At 54.3% G+C, this 24,841-nt stretch carries 24 protein-coding genes; 22 read left to right on the top strand and 2 right to left on the bottom strand.

Annotated elements, in window-relative coordinates; genetic code table 11:
- Positions 1–10: 10 nt before the first annotated feature.
- Entirely contained in the window at positions 11–1,507 is a 1,497-nt protein-coding gene (gene ravA, locus DOU50_RS18785; RefSeq protein ID WP_148769900.1) for an ATPase RavA, read from the top strand.
- Positions 1,501–2,952 (top strand): ATPase RavA stimulator ViaA, encoded by a 1,452-nt coding sequence (gene viaA / locus DOU50_RS18780; RefSeq protein WP_032648593.1) that lies wholly within the window; start codon positions 1,501–1,503, stop codon positions 2,950–2,952. The genes ravA and viaA overlap by 7 nt, the downstream gene beginning before the upstream one ends.
- Here the strand turns inward: viaA and asnA are convergent, their stop codons facing one another.
- Entirely contained in the window at positions 2,953–3,945 is a 993-nt protein-coding gene (gene asnA / locus DOU50_RS18775) for an aspartate--ammonia ligase (protein WP_061716268.1), read from the bottom strand.
- A 151-nt stretch (positions 3,946–4,096) separates the two neighbouring features.
- Here asnA and asnC point away from each other — a divergent pair, with 151 nt between their 5' ends.
- The 20 genes from asnC (at position 4,097) to phoU (ending at position 24,079) form a co-directional block, all read left to right on the top strand.
- Positions 4,097–4,555 carry a transcriptional regulator AsnC gene (gene asnC / locus DOU50_RS18770; RefSeq protein ID WP_024907891.1) on the top strand — a complete coding sequence of 153 codons (459 nt, stop codon included), beginning with the start codon at positions 4,097–4,099 and terminating at the stop codon, positions 4,553–4,555.
- 90 nt (positions 4,556–4,645) lie between these two features.
- Positions 4,646–5,095, top strand: coding sequence for an FMN-binding protein MioC (mioC, locus tag DOU50_RS18765; RefSeq protein ID WP_024907890.1), 450 nt, complete (start codon positions 4,646–4,648; stop codon positions 5,093–5,095).
- Positions 5,096–5,469: 374 nt separating this feature from the next.
- Positions 5,470–7,359, top strand: a complete 1,890-nt coding sequence (mnmG, locus tag DOU50_RS18760; RefSeq protein WP_023333918.1) for a tRNA uridine-5-carboxymethylaminomethyl(34) synthesis enzyme MnmG — start codon at positions 5,470–5,472, stop codon at positions 7,357–7,359.
- 107 nt (positions 7,360–7,466) lie between these two features.
- A complete protein-coding gene (gene rsmG, locus DOU50_RS18755; protein WP_148769899.1) occupies positions 7,467–8,090 on the top strand; it encodes a 16S rRNA (guanine(527)-N(7))-methyltransferase RsmG in 624 nt (207 codons plus the stop codon).
- A 616-nt stretch (positions 8,091–8,706) separates the two neighbouring features.
- A complete protein-coding gene (gene atpI / locus DOU50_RS18750) occupies positions 8,707–9,087 on the top strand; it encodes a F0F1 ATP synthase subunit I (protein ID WP_023333920.1) in 381 nt (126 codons plus the stop codon).
- A gap of 8 nt (positions 9,088–9,095) precedes the next feature.
- On the top strand, positions 9,096–9,911 hold the full coding sequence (atpB, locus tag DOU50_RS18745) for a F0F1 ATP synthase subunit A (protein ID WP_008500193.1): 816 nt from the start codon (positions 9,096–9,098) through the stop codon (positions 9,909–9,911).
- Positions 9,912–9,960: 49 nt separating this feature from the next.
- Complete coding sequence (gene atpE, locus DOU50_RS18740; RefSeq protein ID WP_000429386.1) at positions 9,961–10,200, top strand: F0F1 ATP synthase subunit C; 240 nt, start codon at positions 9,961–9,963, stop codon at positions 10,198–10,200.
- A gap of 48 nt (positions 10,201–10,248) precedes the next feature.
- A complete protein-coding gene (gene atpF / locus DOU50_RS18735; protein WP_014072436.1) occupies positions 10,249–10,719 on the top strand; it encodes a F0F1 ATP synthase subunit B in 471 nt (156 codons plus the stop codon).
- A gap of 14 nt (positions 10,720–10,733) precedes the next feature.
- A complete protein-coding gene (gene atpH, locus DOU50_RS18730; RefSeq protein WP_024907887.1) occupies positions 10,734–11,267 on the top strand; it encodes a F0F1 ATP synthase subunit delta in 534 nt (177 codons plus the stop codon).
- A 12-nt stretch (positions 11,268–11,279) separates the two neighbouring features.
- Entirely contained in the window at positions 11,280–12,821 is a 1,542-nt protein-coding gene (gene atpA / locus DOU50_RS18725) for a F0F1 ATP synthase subunit alpha (protein WP_006808751.1), read from the top strand.
- 51 nt (positions 12,822–12,872) lie between these two features.
- Positions 12,873–13,736: a F0F1 ATP synthase subunit gamma gene (atpG, locus tag DOU50_RS18720; protein ID WP_024907886.1), complete on the top strand. Its 864-nt coding sequence runs from the start codon at positions 12,873–12,875 to the stop codon at positions 13,734–13,736.
- Positions 13,737–13,767: 31 nt separating this feature from the next.
- Positions 13,768–15,150, top strand: a complete 1,383-nt coding sequence (gene atpD, locus DOU50_RS18715; RefSeq protein WP_006177559.1) for a F0F1 ATP synthase subunit beta — start codon at positions 13,768–13,770, stop codon at positions 15,148–15,150.
- A 20-nt stretch (positions 15,151–15,170) separates the two neighbouring features.
- A complete protein-coding gene (locus DOU50_RS18710) occupies positions 15,171–15,590 on the top strand; it encodes a F0F1 ATP synthase subunit epsilon (RefSeq protein ID WP_006177560.1) in 420 nt (139 codons plus the stop codon).
- A gap of 137 nt (positions 15,591–15,727) precedes the next feature.
- Positions 15,728–17,098: a bifunctional UDP-N-acetylglucosamine diphosphorylase/glucosamine-1-phosphate N-acetyltransferase GlmU gene (gene glmU / locus DOU50_RS18705; RefSeq protein ID WP_048990819.1), complete on the top strand. Its 1,371-nt coding sequence runs from the start codon at positions 15,728–15,730 to the stop codon at positions 17,096–17,098.
- A 238-nt stretch (positions 17,099–17,336) separates the two neighbouring features.
- Entirely contained in the window at positions 17,337–19,166 is a 1,830-nt protein-coding gene (gene glmS / locus DOU50_RS18700) for a glutamine--fructose-6-phosphate transaminase (isomerizing) (protein WP_048990817.1), read from the top strand.
- Positions 19,167–19,487: 321 nt separating this feature from the next.
- Positions 19,488–20,528: a phosphate ABC transporter substrate-binding protein PstS gene (pstS, locus tag DOU50_RS18695; RefSeq protein ID WP_024907884.1), complete on the top strand. Its 1,041-nt coding sequence runs from the start codon at positions 19,488–19,490 to the stop codon at positions 20,526–20,528.
- A 128-nt stretch (positions 20,529–20,656) separates the two neighbouring features.
- Positions 20,657–21,616 carry a phosphate ABC transporter permease PstC gene (gene pstC, locus DOU50_RS18690; protein ID WP_024907883.1) on the top strand — a complete coding sequence of 320 codons (960 nt, stop codon included), beginning with the start codon at positions 20,657–20,659 and terminating at the stop codon, positions 21,614–21,616.
- Entirely contained in the window at positions 21,616–22,506 is an 891-nt protein-coding gene (pstA, locus tag DOU50_RS18685; protein WP_024907882.1) for a phosphate ABC transporter permease PstA, read from the top strand. Before pstC ends, pstA begins: the two co-directional genes overlap by 1 nt.
- A gap of 47 nt (positions 22,507–22,553) precedes the next feature.
- On the top strand, positions 22,554–23,327 hold the full coding sequence (pstB, locus tag DOU50_RS18680; RefSeq protein ID WP_008500183.1) for a phosphate ABC transporter ATP-binding protein PstB: 774 nt from the start codon (positions 22,554–22,556) through the stop codon (positions 23,325–23,327).
- Between the two features lie 26 nt (positions 23,328–23,353).
- On the top strand, positions 23,354–24,079 hold the full coding sequence (gene phoU / locus DOU50_RS18675; RefSeq protein ID WP_008500182.1) for a phosphate signaling complex protein PhoU: 726 nt from the start codon (positions 23,354–23,356) through the stop codon (positions 24,077–24,079).
- 85 nt (positions 24,080–24,164) lie between these two features.
- Here the strand turns inward: phoU and yieH are convergent, their stop codons facing one another.
- Positions 24,165–24,830, bottom strand: coding sequence for a 6-phosphogluconate phosphatase (gene yieH / locus DOU50_RS18670; RefSeq protein WP_148769898.1), 666 nt, complete (start codon positions 24,828–24,830; stop codon positions 24,165–24,167).
- Positions 24,831–24,841 lie beyond the last annotated feature (11 nt).

The raw sequence follows: 24,841 nt of genomic DNA, 5'->3' as shown, positions 1-24,841 counted from the left end.
CAAAACTATTATGGCTCACTCACATTTATTAGCAGAAAGAATTTCCCGCCTCAGCAGCGCGCTGGAGAAAGGCCTTTTCGAGCGTAGCCACGCCATTCGCCTCTGTTTACTGGCGGCGCTGAGCGGTGAAAGCGTGTTTTTGCTGGGACCGCCGGGCATTGCCAAAAGCCTGATTGCCCGCAGGCTAAAATTTGCTTTTCAGAATGCCCGCGCCTTCGAATATCTCATGACCCGGTTTTCCACCCCGGAAGAAGTGTTTGGCCCCCTCTCTATTCAGGCGCTGAAAGATGAAGGGCGCTATGAGCGTTTGACGGCGGGGTATCTGCCTGAGGCTGAGATTGTCTTTCTCGATGAGATCTGGAAAGCGGGACCGGCCATTCTTAACACCCTGCTCACGGCGATAAACGAACGTCGGTTCCGCAACGGCGCCAGTGAAGAGAAAATCCCGATGCGCCTGCTGGTGGCCGCCTCTAACGAACTGCCCGAGGCCGACAGCAGTCTGGAAGCGCTGTATGACCGTATGCTCATCCGCCTGTGGCTGGACAAAGTGCAGGACAAATCAAACTTCCGCTCCATGCTGGTGAGCCAGCAGGATGAGAGTGAAAACCCGGTATCCGCTTCGCTGCAGGTGACGGATGAGGAGTATTACCAGTGGCAGCAGGATATCAGCAAAGTCAAACTGCCTGATGCCGTATTCGAGCTGATCTATCTGCTGCGTCAGCAGCTTGATCTCCTCCCTTCGGCACCCTATGTCTCCGATCGTCGCTGGAAAAAAGCGATCCGCCTCCTGCAGGCCAGCGCCCTGTTTAGCGGCCGCGATGCCGTTGCCCCCATCGATCTGATCCTGCTGAAAGATTGCCTCTGGCACGACGCGGAAGGCATGAATCTGATGCAGCAGCAGCTTGACGTTTTGATGACCGGACACGCCTGGGGGCAGCAGGCGATGCTCAACCAGCTGGGGGCGATTGCCCAGCGGCGCATCCAGCTCCAGCAGCAGCAAAGTGATAAAACCGCGCTGAAAGTGAATCGCCTGGGGGGCATGTTCGCCCGCAAACCGCACTACGAGCTTCCCGCGGATCTGACCGGCGCAACGCTAACGCTGCTGCTCCAGCAGCCGCTCAAACTGCATGATATGCAGGTGGTACACATTACGATTGAGCGCGAGGCGCTGGCGCAGTGGCTGGATAAGGGTGGAGAGATCCGCGGCAAACTCAACGGCATCGGCTTCGCGCAGCCGCTGAATATGGAAGTGGACAGCAGCCAGCATCTGGTGATCCGCGACGTCAGCCTGCAGGGATCGCGTCTGGCGCTGCCGGGCACCGCCTCGGACAGCGTACCGGAAGAGATTAAGCAGCAGCTGGAAGCTCTGGATACGGAATGGCACCAGCAGCACACCCGCTTTAGCGAACAGCAAAAATGCCTCTTTATTCATAGCGACTGGTTAGGTCGCATCGAAGCCAGCCTGCAGGACGTCAGCGCACAGATCAAACAGGCGCGTCAATGCTAACCCTGGACACGCTCAACGTCATGCTGGCCGTCAGCGAGGAGGGGTTGATCGAAGAGGTGGTCATAACACTTCTGGCGTCACCGCAGCTGGCAGCCTTCTTTGAAAAATTTCCGAAGCTCAAAAAGGCGATGACGGACGATCTTCCGCGCTGGCGCGAAAATTTGCGTCAGCGGTTCAGGGAGACCGAAGTTCCGCCTGAGTTAACGGAAGAGGTGGCCTGCTATCAGCAGTGCCAGCGGCTCTCCACGCCGCAGTTTATCGTCCAGCTTCCGCAAACCCTGACGTTGCTCGACAAGGTCCACTCCCCGTTTGCCAGCCAGGCCCGGGGGCTGGTCACGGATAACGCCACTTTTACCCCGGCACTGCACACCCTCTTCTTACAGCGCTGGCGCCTCAGCCTGGTGGTGCAGGCCACGACGCTAAACCAGCAGCTGCTGGATGAAGAGCGCGAACAGCTGCTCAGTGAAGTTCAGGAACGAATGACCCTGAGCGGCCAGTTAGAACAGGTGCTGGTGGAGAATGAAAACGCCGCTGGGCGTCTCTGGGATATGAGCGCAGGCCAGCTCAGGCGCGGGGACTATCAGCTGATCGTCAAGTACGGTGATTTTCTGACGCAGCAGCCCGAGCTGATGAAGCTTGCAGAACAGCTGGGACGCTCAAGAGAGGCAAAGTCGGTTCCAAAGAAAGACGCCCCGATGGAAACCTTCCGCACCCTGGTGCGTGAACCGGCCACCGTACCGGAGCAGGTCGACGGGCTCCAGCAGAGCGATGATATTTTGCGTCTGCTGCCCACGGAGCTGAGCACGCTGGGGATGACCGAGCTGGAGTATGAGTTTTACCGTCGGCTGGTGGAAAAACAGCTTCTCACCTACCGGCTGCACGGCGAAGCCTGGCGCGAGAAAATCAGCCAGCGGCCGGTCGTTCATCAGGATTTTGATGAACAGCCGCGCGGGCCCTTCATCGTTTGCGTGGATACGTCCGGATCGATGGGCGGGTTTAACGAGCAGTGTGCAAAAGCTTTTTGTCTGGCGCTGATGCGCGTGGCGCTCGCCGATCGCCGTCGCTGCTTCATCATGCTGTTCTCCAGCGAAGTCGTGGGCTATGAGCTGACGAACCAGCAGGGGATCGAGCAGGCAATCCGCTTCCTGAGCCAGCGTTTTCGCGGCGGCACGGATCTGGCCAGCTGCTTTCGCAGCATTGTGGAGCGTATGCAGGGCGGCGACTGGTACGACGCCGACGCGGTGGTGATTTCCGATTTTATTGCCCAGCGGCTACCGGATGACGTGGTGAATAAGGTGAAGGAGTTACAGCGGGTGCATCAGCACCGTTTTCATGCGGTGGCGATGTCCGCCCATGGAAAACCCGGCATCATGCGCATCTTCGATCATATCTGGCGCTTTGATACCGGGCTGCGTAGCCGCCTGCTCAGACGCTGGCAGCGTTAATTACAGAAGAGAGCCGACGCTTTCACGTACCTGCTGCGGCCAGACGCCACACTGAACCTGACCGATATGGGGTAATTGCAGCAGCAGCATGGTCAGACGGGACTGGCCGATACCACCGCCAATCGTCTGCGGCATTTCACCGCGCAGCAGCGCCTGGTGCCACTCGAGTTTGAGACGATCTTCATCTCCGGTGACCGCCAGCTGGCGCTTCAGCGCGTCAGCATCCACGCGGATCCCCATAGAAGAAAGCTCGAATGCGTCTTCCAGTACCGGGTTCCAGACCAGAATATCGCCGTTCAGCCCGGCAAACTCGCCCTCACCCGCAGTGCTCCAGTCATCATAATCCGGCGCGCGAACGTCGTGGCGTTTGCCATCAGACAGTTTGCCGCCGATCCCAATCAGAAATACCGCGCCCAGCTCTTTAGCAATCGCACGTTCACGGCCTTTGGCATCCAGATCCGGGAAGCGGGCCAGCAATTCCTGGCTGTGCACAAAGTGGATCGTATCCGGCAGGAACGGTGCCAGACCAAACTCTTTGCTCACGGCCGCTTCGGTCGCTTTGATCCCGGCGTAGATCGCCTCAACGGTGGATTTCAGCGTGCCGACGTGGCGCTCGCCGTCACCCATTACGCGCTCCCAGTCCCACTGGTCAACATAGACAGAGTGAATTGGGGTGAGGCGGTCTTCATCGGGGCGAAGGGCTTTCATGTGCGTGTAGAGCCCTTCGCCCGCGCTGAAGTCGTGTTGCCCCAGGGTTTGACGCTTCCACTTCGCCAGTGAATGAACCACTTCAAACTGGGCGTCTGGCAGTGTTTTCACTTTCACCTGTACCGCTTTTTCGCATCCAGACAAGTTATCCTGGGTCCCGTCACCCACGCGGCTCAGAATCGGCGCCTGGACTTCAATTAGCCCAAGTTTATCTTCCAGCTGGCGGGAAAAATGGGATTTAACGAAACTGATCTGGCGTTGTTTTGCGATGTAAGCGGTTTTCATTATTTATACTCCTGCGTCCTGTTGATATTGATTAAGCAACAGAAATGGCATCACATTCAATAACTCATCAACAAAAAGCCACCTTCACTTTTGATTCGATAAAATTAAACGCTAGAATAGAGTGATTCATTAATCTTCATAAGAAAAAGCTATGGAAAATTATCAGATCGACAATCTCGACCGCGGCATTCTGGAGGCGTTAATGGCCAATGCCCGTACCGCCTACGCCGAACTGGCGAAACAGTTTGGCGTCAGCCCGGGAACCATTCACGTTCGCGTAGAGAAAATGAAGCAGGCGGGGATCATTACCGGCGCACGCATTGACGTCAGTCCTAAACATCTGGGTTACGACGTCTGCTGCTTCATTGGCATCATTCTTAAAAGCGCCAAAGACTATCCTTCCGCCCTGGCGAGACTAAACGCACTGGATGAAGTCACCGAGGCGTATTACACCACCGGGCACTACAGCATCTTTATTAAAGTCATGTGCCGATCCATCGACGCCCTTCAGCAGGTACTTATCAACAAGATCCAAACAATCGATGAAATTCAGTCCACCGAGACCCTGATCTCCCTGCAAAACCCGATCATGCGTACCATCCGCCCGTGATCGGGCAAATTCATTCCCACATTTTCCACAGGTAGATCCCAGCTCGTTCACAGCGTACAATGGCCGTCTCTTTATCCAGGCGAGCGATCAATGGCGGACATTACCCTTATCAGCGGCAGCACCCTTGGTGGTGCGGAATACGTAGCGGAACATCTGGCTGAAAAGCTGGAAGATGCGGGCTTTTCCACGGAAACCCTGCACGGCCCGTTGCTGGAAGATCTCCCGATTGACGGGGTCTGGCTGCTGATCACCTCCACGCACGGCGCGGGCGATCTGCCGGATAACCTGCAACCTTTATATGACGAACTGCTGGAACAGCAGCCCGACCTGTCAAACGTCCGTTTTGGCGCAGTGGGGATCGGCAGTCGCGAATATGACACCTTTTGCGGGGCAATAGAGAAAGTCGAAGCCGCTGTCACCTCCTGCGGAGCAAAACAGCTGGGTGAAACGCTCAAGATCAACATCCTCGATCATGACATTCCGGAGGATCCAGCCGAGATCTGGCTCGCGGAATGGAAAAATTTACTCAAAAACGATTAAAGATCGCGCGATCAGATGTGGATAACTCTGGTTAAAAGCTCGTATTAACCCGTAGTTATCCAAAGAACAACCGTAGCGTTGTTTTTGGCCTGTGCATAAAGTCGCGATCTGATCCCAGCTTATACGGTCCAGGATCACCGATCATTCACAGCAAACGATCCTTTCTAACTGCATGATCTTCTTTATGAGATCGGACTTATCCACACAGGTTCGCGATCCTAATAAGAGATCACAATAGAACAGATCTCTAAATAAAAAGATCTTCTTTTTAATAGCCCAGGATCCCAATGCTTTCTCGAAAGACTAAAGTTGAGTAGAATCCACGGCCCGGGCTTCAATCCATTTTCATACCGCTTTACGCGAGGCAGACCACCATGTTTTATCAGGATCCTTTTGACGTCATCATCATTGGCGGGGGTCACGCAGGCACTGAGGCCGCAATGGCCGCAGCGCGAATGGGTCAGCAGACCCTGCTTTTGACACACAATATCGACACGCTGGGACAAATGTCCTGTAATCCGGCGATTGGCGGCATTGGGAAAGGACACCTGGTAAAAGAAGTGGATGCACTTGGCGGCCTGATGGCGAAAGCGATCGATCAGGCTGGCATCCAGTTTAGGATACTAAACGCGAGTAAAGGCCCCGCTGTCCGTGCGACCCGTGCTCAGGCAGACCGCGTACTTTACCGTCAGGCGGTGCGTACCGCCCTGGAGAACCAGCCGAACCTGATGATCTTCCAGCAGGCGGTTGAAGATCTTATCGTTGAGAACGATCGCGTCGTGGGTGCCGTGACCCAGATGGGCCTCAAATTCCGCGCGAAAGCCGTGGTGCTGACCGTGGGCACATTCCTGGACGGTAAAATTCATATCGGTCTGGATAACTACAGTGGTGGCCGTGCTGGCGATCCGCCGTCTATTCCACTGTCTCGTCGTCTGCGCGAACTGCCGCTGCGCGTTAGCCGCCTGAAAACAGGCACGCCGCCGCGTATTGATGCGCGCACCATTGATTTCAGCGTGCTGGCGCAACAGCACGGTGATAACCCAATGCCGGTCTTCTCGTTCATGGGCAATGCGGCACAGCATCCGCAGCAGGTACCGTGCTACATCACGCATACCAACGAGAAAACCCATGACGTGATCCGCAATAACCTCGATCGTAGCCCCATGTATGCTGGCGTGATCGAAGGGATCGGTCCACGCTACTGTCCGTCGATCGAAGACAAAGTGATGCGCTTTGCCGATCGTAACCAGCACCAGATCTTCCTGGAGCCGGAAGGGCTGACCTCGAACGAAATTTACCCGAACGGCATCTCCACCAGCCTGCCGTTTGATGTGCAGATGCAAATTGTTCGCTCAATGCAGGGGATGGAGAATGCGAAAATCGTTCGCCCCGGCTACGCTATTGAGTACGATTTCTTCGATCCGCGTGACCTGAAGCCAACCCTGGAAAGCAAATTCATCCACGGTCTGTTCTTCGCGGGTCAGATTAACGGCACCACCGGCTACGAAGAAGCGGCTGCACAGGGTCTGCTTGCCGGTTTGAACGCCGCGCGCTTCTCTGCTGAGAAAGAAGGCTGGGCACCAGGCCGTTCTCAGGCGTATCTGGGCGTGCTGGTTGACGATCTCTGCACGCTGGGTACCAAAGAACCGTACCGTATGTTTACCTCTCGCGCGGAATATCGCCTGATGCTGCGTGAAGATAACGCCGACCTGCGTCTGACCGAAATGGGCCGTGAACTCGGTCTGGTCGATGACGAACGCTGGGCGCGCTTCAACGAGAAGCTGGAACGCATTGAACAGGAACGTCAGCGCCTGAAAACCACCTGGGTGAATCCGCAGGCGGAAACTGCTGCCGAAGTAAACGCTCACTTAACAGCGCCGCTGTCGCGCGAGGCCAGCGGGGAAGATCTGCTGCGCCGTCCTGAAGTCACCTACGAGAACCTGGTCAAACTGACCGCGTTCGCGCCGGGCCTGGAAGACGCTGAAGCGGCAGAGCAGGTTGAGATCCAGGTGAAGTACGAAGGTTACATCGCGCGTCAGCAGGATGAGATCGAAAAACAGCAACGCAACGAAAACACGCTGCTGCCGGAAATGCTGGACTACCGCCAGGTGACGGGTCTTTCTAACGAAGTGATCGCCAAGCTGAACGATCACAAACCGGTGTCGATCGGTCAGGCGTCCCGCATCTCGGGGGTTACCCCTGCGGCGATCTCGATCCTGCTGGTCTGGCTGAAAAAGCAAGGTATGTTGCGCCGCAGCGCGTAATTGACATTGCTTTTGGCGGGTGGCGCTTCGCTTACCCGCCCTACTTATTCGTAGGCCCGGTAAGCGGTAGCGCCACCGGGCGAAAAATCTCTAAACAGGTATTCACCGTGCTCAACAAACTCTCTCGTCTGCTGGATCAGGCAGGTATTTCGCTCACCGATCACCAGAAAAATCAGCTGGTGGCCTATGTCGATATGCTGAACAAATGGAACAAAGCGTACAACCTGACGTCTGTTCGCGACCCCAACGAGATGCTCGTCCGCCATATACTCGATAGCATCGTGGTTGCCCCCTGGCTGAAAGGTGAGCGCTTTATCGACGTGGGTACGGGTCCAGGTTTACCGGGCGTTCCGCTGTCGATTGTTCGCCCTGAGAGCCATTTCACGCTGCTGGACAGCCTCGGCAAGCGCGTGCGCTTTTTACGTCAGGTACAGCATGAGCTGAAGCTTGAGAACATTACGCCCGTGCAGAGCAGGGTAGAGGAATTCCCGGCAGAGCCGCCGTTTGACGGGGTTATCAGCCGCGCGTTTGCTTCGCTCAATGACATGGTGAGCTGGTGTAAGCACTTGCCTGCGGAGAACGGCCGCTTTTATGCGCTGAAAGGGCAGTTGCCAGGCGATGAGATTGAACAGCTTCCAGACGGTTTTGCTGTCGAGTCTATTGAGAAATTAGAGATTCCTCAGCTCGAAGGTGAACGTCATCTGGTGATAATTAAGCCAAACAATTTTTAAAAAATTAATAAAAAATGTGGAATTCGTGCTGTTCTTATCATGTTAAAAAACAGCACAACTACCGGGGTTTTATCGGGGGGCTTTTAACCTCTACTTCACTAAGGTTTTTCTTCCGGTTAACGTAGCGCCTATTATTCACCTAGAAGATAGTCATCTATGAAAATATAAGTCTGCTAAAAGTGGAAGGCAGTAACCAGAACGTAATGTTAATTATTTATTAAGAATGTCAATAAAAGGTTTTTATTGTGTACTGGGCTGTTTTGAAAATAGTTGCGACATTTTGTGTTTAATTTCATAAAGATAAATTTTCGCGATTTGCGCCTTTGATAAATACAACCTTATCGCAAATGTGTGTTTTGTGATCTCGTGCACGCTTTATCGACAACGTTTTCGCGCTGTTTGCAGTTTTGGTCGAAGGTTGACGCTTTCAGCGAAAGTTAAAAAATAGCGGTGGGGAAAAATATTTAAACATTTATTCACCTTTTCGCTACTTAATGTTTGAAATCACGGGTGCGCACCGTATAATTTGACCGCTTTTTGATGCTTGACTCTGAGCCTTAAAGGACGTTTTATACGACACGCGGCATACCTCGAAGGGAGCAGGAGTAAAAACGTGATGTCTGTGTCGCTCTTGAGTAGAAACGTTGCTCGTAAGCTTCTGTTCGTTCAGTTTCTGGCTGTGATAGCAAGTGGACTGCTGTTTAGCCTCAAAGACCCCTTCTGGGGCATCTCCGCCGTGTGCGGGGGTTTGGCGGTTGTGCTGCCAAACGTGTTGTTTATGATTTTTGCCTGGCGTCATCAGGCGCATACACCCGCCAAAGGCCGCGTGGCCTGGTCCTTCGCCCTCGGCGAAGTGTGTAAGGTGTTGCTGACCTTTGCTCTACTGGTGATGGCGCTGGCGGTTTTGAAAGTGGTCTTCATGCCGCTGATAGCAACGTGGGTTTTGGTGCTGGTGGTACAAGTTCTGGCTCCAGCTGTAATCAATAACAAAGGGTAAAAGGCATCATGGCTTCAGAAAATATGACGCCGCAGGATTACATAGGTCACCATCTGAATAACCTTCAGCTGGACCTGCGTACATTCTCGCTGGTGGATCCACATAACCCCCCGGCCACCTTCTGGACGATCAACATCGACTCCATGTTCTTCTCGGTGGTTTTGGGTCTTCTGTTCCTGGCCATGTTCCGCGGTGTTGCTAAACGAGCGACCAGCGGTGTACCAGGGAAATTCCAGACCTTCATCGAAATGATCATCGGCTTCGTCCATGGCAGCGTCAAAGACATGTACCATGGTAAGAGCAAGCTGATTGCTCCGCTGGCGCTGACCGTGTTCGTTTGGGTCTTCCTGATGAACCTGATGGACCTGCTGCCAATCGATCTGCTGCCGTTTATCGGCGAGCACATCTTCGGCCTGCCTGCACTGCGTGTTGTACCGTCTGCGGACGTGAACATCACCCTGTCGATGGCGCTGGGCGTGTTTATCCTGATTCTTTTCTACAGCATCAAAATGAAAGGCGTAAGCGGCTTTGTGAAAGAGCTTACCTTGCAGCCGTTCAACCACTGGGCGTTTATTCCGGTCAACCTGATCCTGGAAGGCGTTAGCCTGCTGTCCAAACCTGTTTCACTGGGTCTGCGACTGTTCGGCAACATGTATGCGGGTGAGCTGATTTTCATTCTGATCGCGGGTCTTCTGCCGTGGTGGTCACAGTGGGTTCTGAATGTGCCGTGGGCCATTTTCCACATCCTGATCATTACGCTGCAAGCCTTTATCTTCATGGTTCTGACGATCGTCTATCTGTCGATGGCGTCTGAAGAGCACTGATTTTTTACCAACACTACTACGTTTTAATTGAAACAAACTGGAGACTGTCATGGAAAACCTGAATATGGATCTGCTGTACATGGCTGCCGCTGTGATGATGGGTCTGGCGGCTATCGGTGCTGCGATCGGTATCGGCATCCTCGGGGGCAAATTCCTGGAAGGCGCAGCGCGTCAACCTGATCTGATTCCTCTGCTGCGTACTCAGTTCTTTATCGTTATGGGTCTGGTGGATGCTATCCCAATGATCGCTGTAGGTCTGGGTCTGTACGTGATGTTTGCTGTCGCGTAGTAGTAGTTTTAAAACCCTAAGCCACAGAAATTAAAGAGGTATTGTGCTGTGAACATGAACGCAACAATCCTCGGCCAGGCCATCGCGTTTATTCTCTTTGTCTGGTTCTGCATGAAGTATGTATGGCCGCCTTTAATGGCTGCCATCGAAAAACGTCAGAAAGAAATTGCTGACGGTCTGGCTTCTGCAGAACGCGCTAAGAAAGATTTGGACCTTGCACAGGCCAACGCGACAGACCAGCTGAAAAAAGCGAAAGCGGAAGCTCAGGTAATCATCGAACAGGCTAACAAACGCCGTTCGCAGATCCTGGACGAAGCCAAAGCTGAAGCAGAACAGGAACGTACTAAGATCGTGACACAGGCTCAGGCAGAAATTGATGCTGAGCGTAAACGTGCTCGTGAAGAACTGCGTAAGCAGGTTGCGATTCTGGCTGTTGCTGGCGCCGAGAAGATCATCGAACGTTCCGTGGATGAAGCTGCTAACAGCGACATCGTGGACAAACTTGTCGCTGAACTGTAAGGAGGGAGGGGCTGATGTCTGAATTTGTTACGGTAGCTCGCCCCTACGCCAAAGCAGCTTTTGACTTTGCTGTCGAACACCACAATGTCGATCGCTGGCAGGATATGCTGGCGTTTGCCGCTGAGGTGACGAAAAACGAACAAATGGCTGAGTTGCTTTCCGGTGCGTTAGCACCTGAAACTCTCGCCGCGTCGTTTATCGCCGTGTGCGGAGAGCAACTGGATGCCAACGGCCAGAACCTGATTAAGGTGATGGCAGAAAATGGTCGTCTCCGTGTGCTCCCGGATGTTCTCGAGCAGTTTGAGCACTTACGTGCCCTTAGTGAAGCAACCGCTGAAGTTGAAGTAACTTCTGCGACTGAACTGAGTAACGAACAGCTTGCGAAAATCACCGCCGCGATGGAAAAACGTCTGTCACGCAAAGTTAAGCTGAATTGCAAAATCGATAAGTCTGTAATGGCAGGCGTAATCATCCGCTCGGGTGATATGGTCATTGATGGCAGCGTACGCGGCCGTCTTGAACGCCTTGCAGACGTCTTGCAGTCTTAAGGGGACTGGAGCATGCAACTGAATTCCACCGAAATCAGCGAACTGATCAAGCAGCGCATTGCTCAGTTCAGTGTTGTGAGTGAAGCTCACAACGAAGGTACTATTGTTTCTGTAAGTGACGGTGTTATCCGCATCCACGGCCTGGCCGATTGTATGCAGGGTGAAATGATTTCCCTGCCGGGTAACCGTTACGCTATCGCACTGAACCTGGAGCGCGACTCCGTTGGTGCAGTTGTGATGGGTCCATACGCTGACCTCGCCGAAGGCATGAAGGTTAAGTGTACTGGCCGTATTCTGGAAGTACCGGTTGGCCGTGGCCTGCTGGGTCGCGTTGTTAACACCCTGGGTGCGCCAATCGACGGTAAAGGTCCGGTTGAGCACGATGGCTTCTCCCCAATCGAAGTTATCGCACCAGGCGTTATCGACCGTCAGTCCGTAGATCAGCCTGTTCAGACAGGTTATAAGTCCGTTGATGCCATGATTCCAATCGGTCGTGGTCAGCGTGAACTGATCATCGGTGACCGTCAGACCGGTAAAACCGCGATGGCTATCGACGCCATCATCAACCAGCGTGACTCCGGCATCAAATGCGTGTACGTGGCCATCGGCCAGAAAGCGTCCACCATTTCTAACGTGGTTCGTAAACTGGAAGAACACGGCGCACTGTCTAACACCATCGTTGTGGTAGCAACTGCGTCTGAATCCGCTGCACTGCAATACCTGGCGCCATACGCCGGTTGCGCAATGGGCGAATACTTCCGTGACCGCGGTGAAGATGCACTGATCGTATACGATGACCTGTCTAAACAGGCTGTTGCTTATCGTCAGGTTTCCCTGCTGCTCCGTCGTCCACCTGGACGTGAAGCGTTCCCTGGCGACGTATTCTACCTCCACTCTCGTCTGCTGGAGCGTGCTTCCCGCGTTAACGCGGAATACGTCGAGAACTTCACCAAAGGTGAAGTGAAGGGTAAAACGGGCTCTCTGACCGCTCTGCCGATCATTGAAACCCAGGCGGGTGACGTTTCTGCGTTCGTTCCGACCAACGTAATCTCCATTACCGATGGTCAGATCTTCCTGGAAACCAACCTGTTTAACTCCGGTATTCGTCCGGCAGTTAACCCGGGTATCTCCGTATCCCGTGTTGGTGGTGCTGCTCAGACCAAGATCATCAAGAAACTGTCCGGTGGTATCCGTACCGCACTGGCACAGTATCGTGAACTGGCTGCGTTCTCTCAGTTCGCATCCGATCTGGACGAAGCAACCCGTAAACAGCTGAGCCACGGTCAGAAAGTGACCGAGCTGCTGAAGCAGAAACAGTATGCACCAATGTCTGTTGCTCAGCAGGGCCTGGTTCTGTTCGCGGCTGAACGCGGTTACCTCGAAGATGTGGAACTGGCGAAAATCGGTAGCTTCGAAGCCGCTCTGCTGGCTTACGTCGACCGTGATCACGCTCCGCTGATGCAAGAGATCAACCAGACCGGTGGCTATAACGACGAAATCGAAGGCAAGCTGAAAGCTATCCTCGATTCCTTCAAAGCAACCCAATCCTGGTAATCGTCCGGCGGCTTGTCTCAGGACAAGCCGCCTGGCATTGAGGAGAAGCTCATGGCCGGCGCAAAAGAGATACGTAGTAAGATCGCAAGCGTCCAGAACACGCAAAAGATCACTAAAGCGATGGAGATGGTCGCCGCTTCCAAAATGCGTAAATCGCAGGATCGCATGGCGGCCAGCCGTCCTTATGCAGAAACCATGCGCAAAGTGATTGGTCACCTTGCAAACGGTAATCTGGAATATAAGCACCCTTACCTGGAAGAACGCGACGTTAAGCGCGTGGGCTACCTGGTGGTGTCGACCGACCGTGGTCTGTGTGGCGGCTTGAACATTAACCTGTTCAAAAAACTGCTGGCGGATATGAAAGCATGGTCTGAAAAAGGCGTTCAGTGCGATATCGCAATGATCGGCTCTAAAGGCGTCTCTTTCTTTAACTCCGTTGGTGGCAACATTGTCGCTCAGGTGACCGGTATGGGTGATAACCCGTCCCTGTCCGAACTGATCGGCCCGGTTAAAGTGATGTTGCAGGCTTATGATGAAGGCCGTCTGGACAGACTGTACGTTGTCAGCAACAAATTCATTAACACCATGTCTCAGGTTCCAACGCTCACGCAGATGCTGCCGTTACCGGCATCAGAAGATGGCGAGCTGAAGCAAAAAACCTGGGATTACCTGTATGAACCCGATCCGAAACCGCTGCTGGATACCCTGCTGCGTCGTTACGTTGAATCTCAGGTTTATCAGGGCGTTGTAGAAAACCTGGCCAGCGAGCAGGCCGCACGAATGGTGGCGATGAAAGCCGCGACCGATAATGGCGGCAGCCTGATTAAAGAGCTGCAGTTGGTTTACAACAAAGCTCGTCAGGCCAGCATTACTCAGGAACTCACCGAGATCGTCTCGGGGGCCGCCGCGGTTTAACCAGGTTTACGAATTACGTAGAGGATTCAAGATGGCTACTGGAAAGATTGTCCAGGTAATCGGCGCCGTGGTGGACGTCGAGTTCCCTCAGGACGCCGTACCACGCGTGTACGACGCGCTTGAGGTACAGAATGGTAACGAGAGCCTGGTGCTGGAAGTTCAGCAGCAGCTCGGCGGCGGTATCGTGCGTACCATCGCGATGGGTTCTTCCGACGGTCTGCGTCGTGGTCTGGAAGTAAAAGACCTTGAGCACCCGATCGAAGTCCCGGTAGGTAAAGCAACACTGGGTCGTATCATGAACGTATTGGGTCAGCCAATCGACATGAAAGGCGACATCGGTGAAGAAGAGCGTTGGGCTATCCACCGCGCGGCACCTTCCTACGAAGAGCTGTCCAGCTCTCAGGAACTGCTGGAAACCGGTATCAAAGTTATCGACCTGATGTGTCCGTTCGCGAAGGGCGGTAAAGTCGGTCTGTTCGGTGGTGCGGGCGTAGGTAAAACCGTAAACATGATGGAGCTGATCCGTAACATCGCGATCGAGCACTCCGGTTACTCTGTGTTTGCGGGCGTAGGTGAACGTACTCGTGAGGGTAACGACTTCTACCACGAAATGACCGACTCCAACGTTCTGGACAAAGTATCCCTGGTTTACGGCCAGATGAACGAGCCACCAGGAAACCGTCTGCGCGTTGCGCTGACCGGTCTGACTATGGCTGAGAAATTCCGTGACGAAGGCCGTGACGTTCTGCTGTTCGTTGATAACATCTATCGTTACACCCTGGCCGGTACGGAAGTATCTGCACTGCTGGGGCGTATGCCTTCAGCGGTAGGTTATCAGCCTACGCTGGCGGAAGAGATGGGTGTTCTTCAGGAACGTATCACCTCTACCAAAACCGGTTCTATCACCTCCGTTCAGGCGGTATACGTACCTGCGGATGACTTGACTGACCCATCACCAGCCACCACCTTTGCGCACTTAGATGCAACCGTGGTACTGAGCCGTCAGATCGCGTCTCTGGGTATCTACCCGGCCGTTGACCCGCTGGACTCCACCAGCCGTCAGCTGGATCCACTGGTTGTTGGTCAGGAACACTACGACACCGCGCGTGGCGTACAGTCCCTGCTGCAGCGTTACCAGGAACTGAAAGACATCATCGCCATCCTGGGTATGGATGAACTGTCTGAAGAAGACAAACTGGTGGTAGCACGTGCGCGTAAGATCCAGCGCTTCCTGTCCCAGCCATTCTTCGTTGCGGAAGTATTCACCGGTTCTCCGGGTAAATACGTTTCCCTGAAAGACACCATCCGTGGCTTTAAAGGCATCATGGAAGGCGAATACGATCACCTGCCGGAGCAGGCGTTCTACATGGTTGGTTCCATCGACGAAGCCGTGGAAAAAGCCAAAAAACTTTAACGCCTTAATCGGAGGGTGATATGGCAATGACTTACCACCTGGACGTCGTCAGCGCAGAGCAACAAATGTTCTCTGGTCTGGTCGAGAAAATCCAGGTAACGGGTAGTGAAGGTGAACTGGGTATCTTCCCGGGTCACGCACCGCTGCTCACCGCCATTAAGCCTGGTATGATCCGCATCGTTAAACAGTTCGGTCACGAAGAGTTTATCTATCTGTCCGGCGGCATTCTTGAAGTGCAGCCAGGCAGTGTGACCGTTCTGGCCGATACCGCTATCCGTGGCCAGGATCTCGACGAAGCGCGAGCCCTGGAATCGAAGCGTAAGGCTGAAGAGCACATTAGCAGCTCTCATGGTGACGTGGATTACGCTCAGGCGTCTGCGGAGCTGGCCAAAGCGATCGCGAAACTGCGCGTTATCGAGTTGACCAAAAAAGCGATGTAACACCGGCTTGAAAAGCACAAAAGCCAGTCTGGATACCAGGCTGGCTTTTTTTTCGGCCTTAATTCATGATGAAAAAGATGTAGAATTTTAAGCATCAAACGTTTTTACTTCTCACTCAAACTACCGTCAGGATGCGTATGTCAAACAGTGCGATGAGCGTGGTGATCCTTGCCGCAGGCAAAGGGACCCGCATGTATTCCGATCTGCCTAAGGTGCTCCACACGCTTGCAGGAAAGCCAATGGTGCAGCATGTCATTGATGCAGCGAATGAACTGGGTGCGAGTCAGGTCCACCTGGTCTACGGCCACGGTGGCGATCTGCTTAAAAAGACGCTGAGCGATGACAAGCTCAACTGGGTGCTTCAGGCCGAACAGTTGGGTACAGGCCATGCGATGCAGCAGGCAGCGCCCTTCTTTGCGGATGACGAAGACATTTTGATGCTCTACGGCGATGTCCCGCTGATCTCCGTTGAAACACTGACTCGCCTGCGTGCAGCCAAACCGCAGGGCGGCATCGGTTTGTTGACCGTCGTGCTGGACGATCCGAGCGGTTATGGCCGCATCACCCGTGAAAACGGTAACGTCACGGGTATTGTTGAGCATAAAGATGCCAGCGACGAACAGCGCAAGATTCAGGAGATCAACACCGGTATCCTGATTGCCAATGGCGCGGATATGAAGCGCTGGCTGTCCAAACTCAACAACAACAACGCGCAGGGTGAATACTACATCACCGACATCATTGCGATGGCGTACCACGAAGGGCGTGAAATTGCCGCCGTTCATCCGGCGCGCATCAGCGAAACGGACGGTGTGAACAACCGCCTGCAGCTTTCTCGTCTTGAGCGTATTTATCAGTCCGAGCAGGCTGAAAAACTGCTGCTGGCGGGCGTGATGCTGCGCGATCCGGCGCGTTTCGATCTGCGTGGTTCGTTATCTCACGGGCGTGACGTTGAGATTGATACTAACGTTATCCTCGAGGGTAACGTGACGCTGGGCAACCGCGTCAAAATTGGCACCGGCTGCGTGATTAAAAACAGCGTCATCGGTGACGACTGCGAAATCAGCCCGTTCAGCGTGGTGGAAGATGCCCGTCTGGATGCCGCCTGTACCATCGGCCCGTTTGCACGTCTGCGCCCGGGCGCTGAGCTGCTGGAAGGCGCTCACGTGGGTAACTTCGTGGAAATGAAAAAAGCGCGTTTGGGTAAAGGCTCGAAAGCCGGTCATCTGACCTATCTGGGCGACGCGGAAATTGGCGATAACGTGAATATTGGTGCAGGGACGATTACCTGTAACTATGACGGCGCGAATAAGTTTAAAACCATCATCGGTGATGACGTGTTCGTTGGCTCCGATACGCAGCTGGTGGCGCCTGTTACCGTGGGTAACGGGGTGACCATTGCCGCCGGAACAACCGTCACGCGCGATGTGGCCGAGAACGCGCTGGTGTTAAGCCGCGTTCCGCAGGTCAGCAAGCAGGGCTGGAAACGCCCGGTGAAGAAAAAGTAACGGATTTACCCCTCACCCTAACCCTCTCCCCACAGGGGAGAGGGGATCGTTCGGTGCGGTGTTTTTCTCCCTCGCCCCTTTGGGGAGAGGGCCGGGGTGAGGGGATAATATAATCCTCCCCCCACAAGCAGTACCCATAAAAATAACCCCACTCTCTACAAGGCTCGGGGCGCCCGGAAAGGGCAAATACAGGTCAGCGACAACGCAGGCATAATGCCTAAATTCGGAATCTAAAATTATGTGTGGAATTGTTGGCGCAGTTGCGCAGCGTGATATTGCTGAAATCCTTCTCGAAGGTTTACGTCGTCTGGAATACCGTGGTTACGACTCAGCCGGTCTGGCTGTCGTCGATGCAGAAGGCCATATGACCCGTCTGCGTCGTCTCGGAAAAGTGCAGATGCTGGCCCAGGCTGCGGAAGAACATCCGCTGCACGGTGGTACCGGTATTGCGCACACCCGCTGGGCGACGCACGGTGAACCGTCTGAAGGTAACGCGCACCCGCATGTGTCTGAACACATCGTGGTCGTGCACAACGGCATTATCGAAAACCACGAACCGCTGCGCGAAGAACTGAAAGCGCGCGGCTACACCTTCGTCTCTGAAACTGACACCGAAGTGATTGCTCACCTGGTGCACTGGGAGCTTGAGCAGGGCGGCACACTGCGTGATGCGGTGCTGCGTGCTATCCCTCAGCTGCGCGGTGCGTACGGTACGGTGATCATGGATTCCCGCGACCCGTCCACGCTGCTGGCCGCGCGTTCCGGTAGCCCGATGGTTATCGGTCTGGGCATGGGCGAAAACTTCATCGCTTCTGACCAGCTGGCGCTCCTGCCGGTTACCCGTCGCTTTATCTTCCTCGAAGAGGGTGATATCGCGGAAGTGACTCGCCGCAGCGTGACCGTGTTCGATACCAAAGGCGAGCAGGTGAAACGTCAGGAGATCGAATCGAATCTGCAGTACGACGCGGGCGATAAAGGCGCTTACCGTCACTACATGCAGAAAGAGATTTACGAGCAGCCAAACGCCATCAAAAACACCCTGACCGGGCGCATCAGCCACGGTGAAGTGGATCTGAGCGAGCTGGGCGCAAACGCGAACGAACTGCTCAGCAAGGTTGAGCACATTCAGATCGTGGCCTGCGGCACCTCCTACAACTCCGGTATGGTTTCTCGCTACTGGTTTGAATCCCTGGCGGGCGTGCCGTGCGATGTGGAAATCGCGTCTGAATTCCGCTATCGCAAATCTGCGGTGCGTCGTAACAGCCTGATGATCACCCTTTCCCAGTCTGGCGAAACGGCGGACACGCTGGCCGCGCTGCGTCTCTCTAAAGAGCTGGGTTACCTGGGCTCGCTGGCCATCTGTAACGTTCCTGGCTCTTCTCTGGTGCGTGAATCCGATCTGGCGCTGATGACCAAAGCAGGCACCGAAATCGGCGTGGCCTCCACCAAAGCGTTTACCACGCAGCTGACCGTTCTGCTGATGCTGGTGGCGAAGCTGGCGCGTCTGAAAGGCGAAGATGCTTCCGTTGAGCACGACATCGTTCACGGCCTGCAGGCGCTGCCGAGCCGCATTGAGCAGATGCTGTCTCAGGACAAACGCATTGAAGCGCTGGCGGAAGACTTCTCTGATAAACATCACGCCCTGTTCCTGGGTCGTGGCGATCAGTATCCGATTGCGCTGGAAGGCGCGCTGAAGCTGAAAGAGATCTCCTACATTCACGCTGAAGCCTATGCGGCAGGCGAGCTGAAACACGGCCCGCTGGCGCTGATTGACGCGGATATGCCGGTCATCGTTGTGGCACCAAACAACGAACTGCTGGAAAAACTGAAATCTAACATCGAAGAAGTCCGCGCCCGCGGTGGTGTCCTGTACGTCTTCGCCGACAAAGATGCCGGTTTTGTCAGCAATGACAACATGCACATCATCGAGATGCCGCATGTGGAAGAGGTGATTGCACCCATCTTCTACACCGTTCCGCTGCAGCTGCTGGCCTATCACGTTGCGCTGATCAAAGGCACCGACGTCGACCAGCCGCGTAACCTGGCGAAATCGGTTACCGTAGAATAATCCCTTCAGGCTCCACCTTCGGGTGGAGCTTTTTTATCCTGCCTGGTTTGTTTTTCATCAATCCTTTCTCATTTTTAATAATGACAATTTGTCATCTTCAGCTACTTTTTTCAGTGTCACATAAAGAAAATATTTCTGAAAACGTCTTGTCATAAATGTGGCTAAAGCATTGAAAAATAAGCTTTATTTTACTGTTTTTTAAGTGAAGTTTTCATTGTCATAAAACTGTCATAATTCGTACATTTATCTGTCACCTGTTTGTCCTATTTTGCTCATCGTAGCCACTAAACAACGATTTACGAAAATCTTGCAGGAGACATTATGAAAGTTATGCGTACCACTGTCGCAACTGTTGTCGCCGCGACCTTATCTCTGAGCGCGTTCTCTGTATTTGCAGAAGCAAGCCTGACTGGCGCTGGTGCAACCTTCCCTGCGCCGGTGTATGCCAAATGGGCGGATACCTACCAGAAAGAAACCGGTAACAAGGTTAACTATCAGGGTATCGGCTCCTCCGGTGGCGTTAAACAAATTACCGCGAACACGGTTGATTTCGGCGCGTCTGACGCTCCGCTGTCTGATGACAAACTGGCTCAGGAAGGCCTGTTCCAGTTCCCGACCGTGATCGGTGGCGTAGTCCTGGCCATCAACCTGCCGGGCGTGAAGTCGGGCGAGCTGGTGCTGGACGGCAAAACCCTGGGTGACATCTACCTGGGCAAAATCAAAAAATGGGATGACGAAGCGATCGCTAAACTCAACCCAGGCCTGAAGCTGCCTTCTCAGAACATCGCCGTGGTTCGCCGCGCGGATGGTTCTGGTACCTCTTTCGTGTTCACCAGCTACCTGGCAAAAGTGAACGAAGAGTGGAAATCTAAAGTCGGCTCCGGCTCTACCGTTAACTGGCCAACCGGTCTGGGCGGTAAAGGTAACGACGGTATCGCTGCGTTCGTACAGCGTCTGCCTGGCTCCATCGGCTACGTAGAGTATGCGTATGCGAAGCAGAACAACCTGTCCTACACCAAACTGGTTTCAGCCGACGGCAAACCGGTTAGCCCAACCGAAGAGAACTTTGCTAACGCAGCGAAAGGCGCTGACTGGAGCAAATCGTTCGCGCAGGATCTGACTAACCAGAAAGGCGAAGGTGCATGGCCAATCACCTCTACCACCTTCATCCTTGTTCACAAAGAGCAGAAGAAACCTGAGCAGGGCACCGAAGTGCTGAAGTTCTTCGACTGGGCATACAAAAACGGCGGCAAACAGGCTAACGCTCTGGATTACGCCACCCTGCCGGACAACGTGGTTGAGCAGATTCGCGCTGCATGGAAAACCAACGTGAAAGACAGCAGCGGTAAAGCGCTGTACTAACAGGATATATTTAACGAAGATGGCGGGTGGCGCTGCGCTTACCCGCCCTACGGTTTAAGCTGTAGGCCCGGTAAGCGTTAGCGCCACCGGGCATATTCGTAAAAACGTCTCAAACAGAAGAGTAATTTATGGCTGCAACCAAGCCTGCATTTAACCCTCCGGGTAAAAAAGGTGACATGATTTTCAGCGCGCTGGTTAAACTGGCTGCGCTGATTGTGCTATTGCTGCTGGGCGGCATTATCGTGTCTCTGATTTTCTCCTCATGGCCGAGCATCCAGAAATTCGGTTTCTCCTTCCTGTGGACCAAAGAGTGGGACGCGCCGAACGATATCTACGGCGCCCTGGTGCCGATTTACGGCACGCTGATGACCTCGTTCATCGCCCTTCTGATTGCGGTTCCGGTGAGCTTTGGTATTGCCCTGTTCCTGACGGAGCTGGCGCCGGGCTGGCTGCGGCGCCCGCTGGGTATTGCCATCGAACTGCTGGCGGCCATTCCAAGTATCGTCTACGGCATGTGGGGCCTGTTCATCTTTGCACCGCTGTTCGCCACATACTTCCAGGAACCGGTCGGTAACGTTCTTTCTGCCATTCCGTTTGTGGGGGCCCTGTTCTCTGGCCCGGCTTTCGGTATTGGCATTCTGGCGGCAGGTGTGATCCTCGCCATCATGATTATTCCGTACATTGCGGCGGTCATGCGCGATGTCTTCGAACAAACGCCGGTGATGATGAAAGAGTCGGCCTACGGTATCGGCTGCACCACCTGGGAAGTGATCTGGCGCATCGTCCTTCCGTTCACCAAAAATGGGGTGATCGGGGGCGTGATGCTGGGCTTAGGTCGTGCGCTGGGTGAAACCATGGCGGTCACCTTTATCATCGGTAACACCTACCAGCTCGACAGCGCGTCGCTCTACATGCCGGGTAACAGTATTACCTCGGCGCTGGCGAATGAATTTGCGGAAGCGGAATCGGGGCTGCACGTGGCGGCGCTGATGGAGCTGGGTCTGATTCTGTTCGTTATCACCTTCATTGTTCTGGCGATTTCCAAGCTGATGATTATGCGTCTCGCTAAAAATGAGGGGGCACGCTAATGGCTACTCTCGAAATGCAAGCTACCGCTGAACTGGCGGAATCTCGCCGTAAAATGCAGGCCAGACGCCGCATGAAAAACCGCATTGCCCTGACGCTCTCTATGGCGACGATGGCATTCGGCCTGTTCTGGCTGGTCTGGATCCTCTTCTCGACGGTTGTTCGCGGAATTGACGGAATGTCACTGTCGCTGTTCACCGAAATGACGCCGCCGCCGAACACGGCGGGTGGTGGCCTGGCGAATGCCCTGGCGGGCAGCGGACTGCTGATCCTCTGGGCGACGGTCTTTGGCACGCCGCTGGGCATCATGGCGGGCATCTACCTGGCAGAATACGGTCGTAAATCCTGGCTGGCGGAAGTCATTCGCTTCATCAACGATATTCTGCTGTCTGCACCGTCTATCGTCGTGGGTCTGTTTGTTTACACCGTGGTGGTGGCGCAGATGGAACACTTCTCTGGCTGGGCGGGCGTGATTGCACTGGCGCTGCTGCAGGTGCCGATTGTGATTCGAACCACCGAGAACATGCTGAAACTGGTGCCGGACAGCCTGCGTGAAGCGGCTTATGCGCTGGGTACGCCGAAATGGAAGATGATCTCGGCGATTACGCTGAAGGCGTCGGTCTCCGGGATCATGACCGGTATCCTGCTGGCGGTTGCGCGTATCGCGGGTGAAACGGCGCCGCTGCTGTTTACGTCCCTCTCCAATCAGTTCTGGAGCACGGACATGATGCAGCCGATCGCCAACCTGCCGGTGACGATCTTTAAATTTGCGATGAGCCCCTTCGCGGAATGGCAGCAGCTGGCCTGGGCCGGGGTGCTGATCATTACCCTTTGCGTACTGTTGCTGAACATTCTGGCGCGCGTCATTTTCGCGAAGAAGAAACACGGTTAATTTTTTACGGCGCGGCAGCTCGCGGCGCCGAATGAGGAAATGAGTCAATGAGTATGGTTGATACTGCCCCGGGTAAGATTCAGGTTCGTGATTTGAACTTCTACTACGGCAAATTCCATGCCCTGAAGAACATCAACCTGGATATCGCCAAGAACCAGGTCACGGCATTTATCGGTCCGTCCGGCTGTGGGAAATCCACGCTGCTGCGTACCTTTAACAAAATGTATTCGCTCTATCCGGAGCAGCGCGCTGAAGGGGAAATCATCCTCGACGGCGAAAACATTCTGACCCAGGCTCAGGATATTGCCCTGCTGCGCGCGAAAGTGGGGATGGTATTCCAGAAACCCACACCGTTCCCGATGTCCATTTATGACAACATCGCCTTTGGCGTTCGCCTGTTTGAAAAGCTCTCCCGTGCCGATATGGACGAGCGCGTGCAGTGGGCTTTGACCAAGGCCGCATTATGGAACGAAACCAAAGATAAGTTGCACCAGAGCGGTTACTCTCTCTCCGGTGGTCAGCAGCAGCGTCTGTGCATTGCGCGCGGTATTGCGATTCGCCCTGAAGTGTTGCTGCTGGATGAGCCGTGTTCAGCGCTGGACCCGATCTCAACCGGCCGCATTGAAGAGCTGATCACCGAACTGAAGCAGGATTACACCGTGGTTATCGTGACCCATAACATGCAGCAGGCTGCACGTTGCTCCGATCACACGGCGTTTATGTACCTGGGTGAATTGATTGAGTTCAGCAACACGGACGATCTGTTCACTAAGCCCGCGAAGAAACAAACCGAAGATTATATTACTGGCCGCTACGGTTGATTTGCCTTAGTGCATGTGGAGAAACCATGGACAACCTCAATCTTAATAAACATATTTCAGGCCAGTTCAACGCAGAGCTGGAAAGCATCCGCACGCAGGTGATGACCATGGGTGGCATGGTTGAGCAGCAGCTTTCTGATGCAATTACGGCAATGCACAACCAGGACAGCGAGCTGGCGAAGCGCGTCATTGAAGGCGACAAAAACGTCAACATGATGGAAGTCGCTATCGACGAGGCCTGCGTGCGCATTATCGCGAAACGTCAGCCGACGGCGAGCGACCTGCGTCTGGTGATGGCGATCATCAAAACCATCGCCGAGCTGGAGCGTATTGGTGACGTGGCGGATAAAATCTGCCGCACCGCGCTGGAGAAGTTCTCTCAGCAGCACCAGCCGCTGCTGGTGAGCCTGGAGTCGCTGGGCCGCCACACCGTGCAGATGCTGCACGACGTGCTGGATGCCTTTGCGCGTATGGATCTGGACGAAGCGGTGCGTATCTACCGTGAAGACAAGAAGGTCGACCAGGAGTATGAAGGCATCGTGCGTCAGCTGATGACCTATATGATGGAAGATTCACGTACGATCCCAAGCGTACTTACTGCCCTGTTCTGCGCGCGCTCCATCGAGCGTATCGGCGACCGCTGCCAGAACATTTGCGAATACATTTTCTACTTCGTGAAAGGTCAGGACTTCCGTCACGTGGGCGGCGACGAGCTGGATAAGCTGCTGGCGGGTAAAGATCCGAAAGAGTAATGTTTGTGGCGGGTGGCACTAGCGCTTACCCGCCCTACTAGCCCTGTAGGCCGGATAAGCGTTAGCGCCATCCGGCTTTGTTTTTTCAGCGAGTAATATCCCACCCGCGCGCCTTCCACAGTGCGGGCAACTGCGCCATATCGGTGAAGGTCGTGACTTTTGGATGATCGATCGGCTTGTTGTGCGGGTCGGCGCAGAAGTAAAACACCTCCATTCCCGCATCAATCCCCGACTGCGCGCCCGCAGACGAGTCATCCACCAGAATGCAGTTCTCTACGTTGACGCCCATCGCTTTCGCCGCATGGAACATCAGCGCCGGGTCCGGCTTCCAGCGCTGGATATCGTAGCCACTGAACAGCTTTTCCGGGAAGTGGTGCAGCATCTCAAGCTTGCCCAGCGAGTGCTGCATTTTGCTGACCGGGCCGTTGGAGACCACGCAGATCGGCACCGTCATGGCATCCAGCAGCGCGTTTGCGCCCGGAATCACCTCCAGCTCCGAATCGAACAGGCGTGCAACCTCGGCGCGGTACACCGGTTCCAGAGCCGCTTTCTCCAGAACGACGCCGTGTTCTTCGTTAATGATGTCGATGATCTCGTAGAGCTTCACGCCCTTAAAGCGTTTAAACACCTCTTCGAGTTCCAGCGTAATGCCAAATTCCTGGAACATGGCCACATACGCGCGGGAACAAATGACCTCACTGTCGACCAGCGTACCGTCGCAGTCGAAAAATACCGCTTCAATTCCGGACATGCCTTTCCCTT

It is taken from the genome of Enterobacter sp. C6 (assembly GCF_008122455.1).
Lineage (GTDB): Bacteria > Pseudomonadota > Gammaproteobacteria > Enterobacterales > Enterobacteriaceae > Enterobacter > Enterobacter pseudoroggenkampii.
Note: the sequence above shows the minus strand (reverse complement) of the source record. Positions and strands in the feature narration are given on the sequence as shown.

Excerpts from the sequence above, each read along its gene's own strand:
- ravA (WP_148769900.1), top strand. The coding sequence starts at position 11 with ATGGCTCACTCACATTTATTAGCAGAAAGAATTTCCCGCCTCAGCAGC.
- viaA (WP_032648593.1), top strand. The coding sequence starts at position 1,501 with ATGCTAACCCTGGACACGCTCAACGTCATGCTGGCCGTCAGCGAGGAG.
- asnA (WP_061716268.1), bottom strand. The coding sequence starts at position 3,945 with ATGAAAACCGCTTACATCGCAAAACAACGCCAGATCAGTTTCGTTAAA.
- asnC (WP_024907891.1), top strand. The coding sequence starts at position 4,097 with ATGGAAAATTATCAGATCGACAATCTCGACCGCGGCATTCTGGAGGCG.
- mioC (WP_024907890.1), top strand. The coding sequence starts at position 4,646 with ATGGCGGACATTACCCTTATCAGCGGCAGCACCCTTGGTGGTGCGGAA.
- mnmG (WP_023333918.1), top strand. The coding sequence starts at position 5,470 with ATGTTTTATCAGGATCCTTTTGACGTCATCATCATTGGCGGGGGTCAC.
- atpI (WP_023333920.1), top strand. The coding sequence starts at position 8,707 with ATGTCTGTGTCGCTCTTGAGTAGAAACGTTGCTCGTAAGCTTCTGTTC.
- atpB (WP_008500193.1), top strand. The coding sequence starts at position 9,096 with ATGGCTTCAGAAAATATGACGCCGCAGGATTACATAGGTCACCATCTG.
- atpE (WP_000429386.1), top strand. The coding sequence starts at position 9,961 with ATGGAAAACCTGAATATGGATCTGCTGTACATGGCTGCCGCTGTGATG.
- atpH (WP_024907887.1), top strand. The coding sequence starts at position 10,734 with ATGTCTGAATTTGTTACGGTAGCTCGCCCCTACGCCAAAGCAGCTTTT.
- atpA (WP_006808751.1), top strand. The coding sequence starts at position 11,280 with ATGCAACTGAATTCCACCGAAATCAGCGAACTGATCAAGCAGCGCATT.
- atpG (WP_024907886.1), top strand. The coding sequence starts at position 12,873 with ATGGCCGGCGCAAAAGAGATACGTAGTAAGATCGCAAGCGTCCAGAAC.
- atpD (WP_006177559.1), top strand. The coding sequence starts at position 13,768 with ATGGCTACTGGAAAGATTGTCCAGGTAATCGGCGCCGTGGTGGACGTC.
- DOU50_RS18710 (WP_006177560.1), top strand. The coding sequence starts at position 15,171 with ATGGCAATGACTTACCACCTGGACGTCGTCAGCGCAGAGCAACAAATG.
- glmU (WP_048990819.1), top strand. The coding sequence starts at position 15,728 with ATGTCAAACAGTGCGATGAGCGTGGTGATCCTTGCCGCAGGCAAAGGG.
- glmS (WP_048990817.1), top strand. The coding sequence starts at position 17,337 with ATGTGTGGAATTGTTGGCGCAGTTGCGCAGCGTGATATTGCTGAAATC.
- pstS (WP_024907884.1), top strand. The coding sequence starts at position 19,488 with ATGAAAGTTATGCGTACCACTGTCGCAACTGTTGTCGCCGCGACCTTA.
- pstC (WP_024907883.1), top strand. The coding sequence starts at position 20,657 with ATGGCTGCAACCAAGCCTGCATTTAACCCTCCGGGTAAAAAAGGTGAC.
- pstA (WP_024907882.1), top strand. The coding sequence starts at position 21,616 with ATGGCTACTCTCGAAATGCAAGCTACCGCTGAACTGGCGGAATCTCGC.
- pstB (WP_008500183.1), top strand. The coding sequence starts at position 22,554 with ATGAGTATGGTTGATACTGCCCCGGGTAAGATTCAGGTTCGTGATTTG.
- phoU (WP_008500182.1), top strand. The coding sequence starts at position 23,354 with ATGGACAACCTCAATCTTAATAAACATATTTCAGGCCAGTTCAACGCA.
- yieH (WP_148769898.1), bottom strand. The coding sequence starts at position 24,830 with ATGTCCGGAATTGAAGCGGTATTTTTCGACTGCGACGGTACGCTGGTC.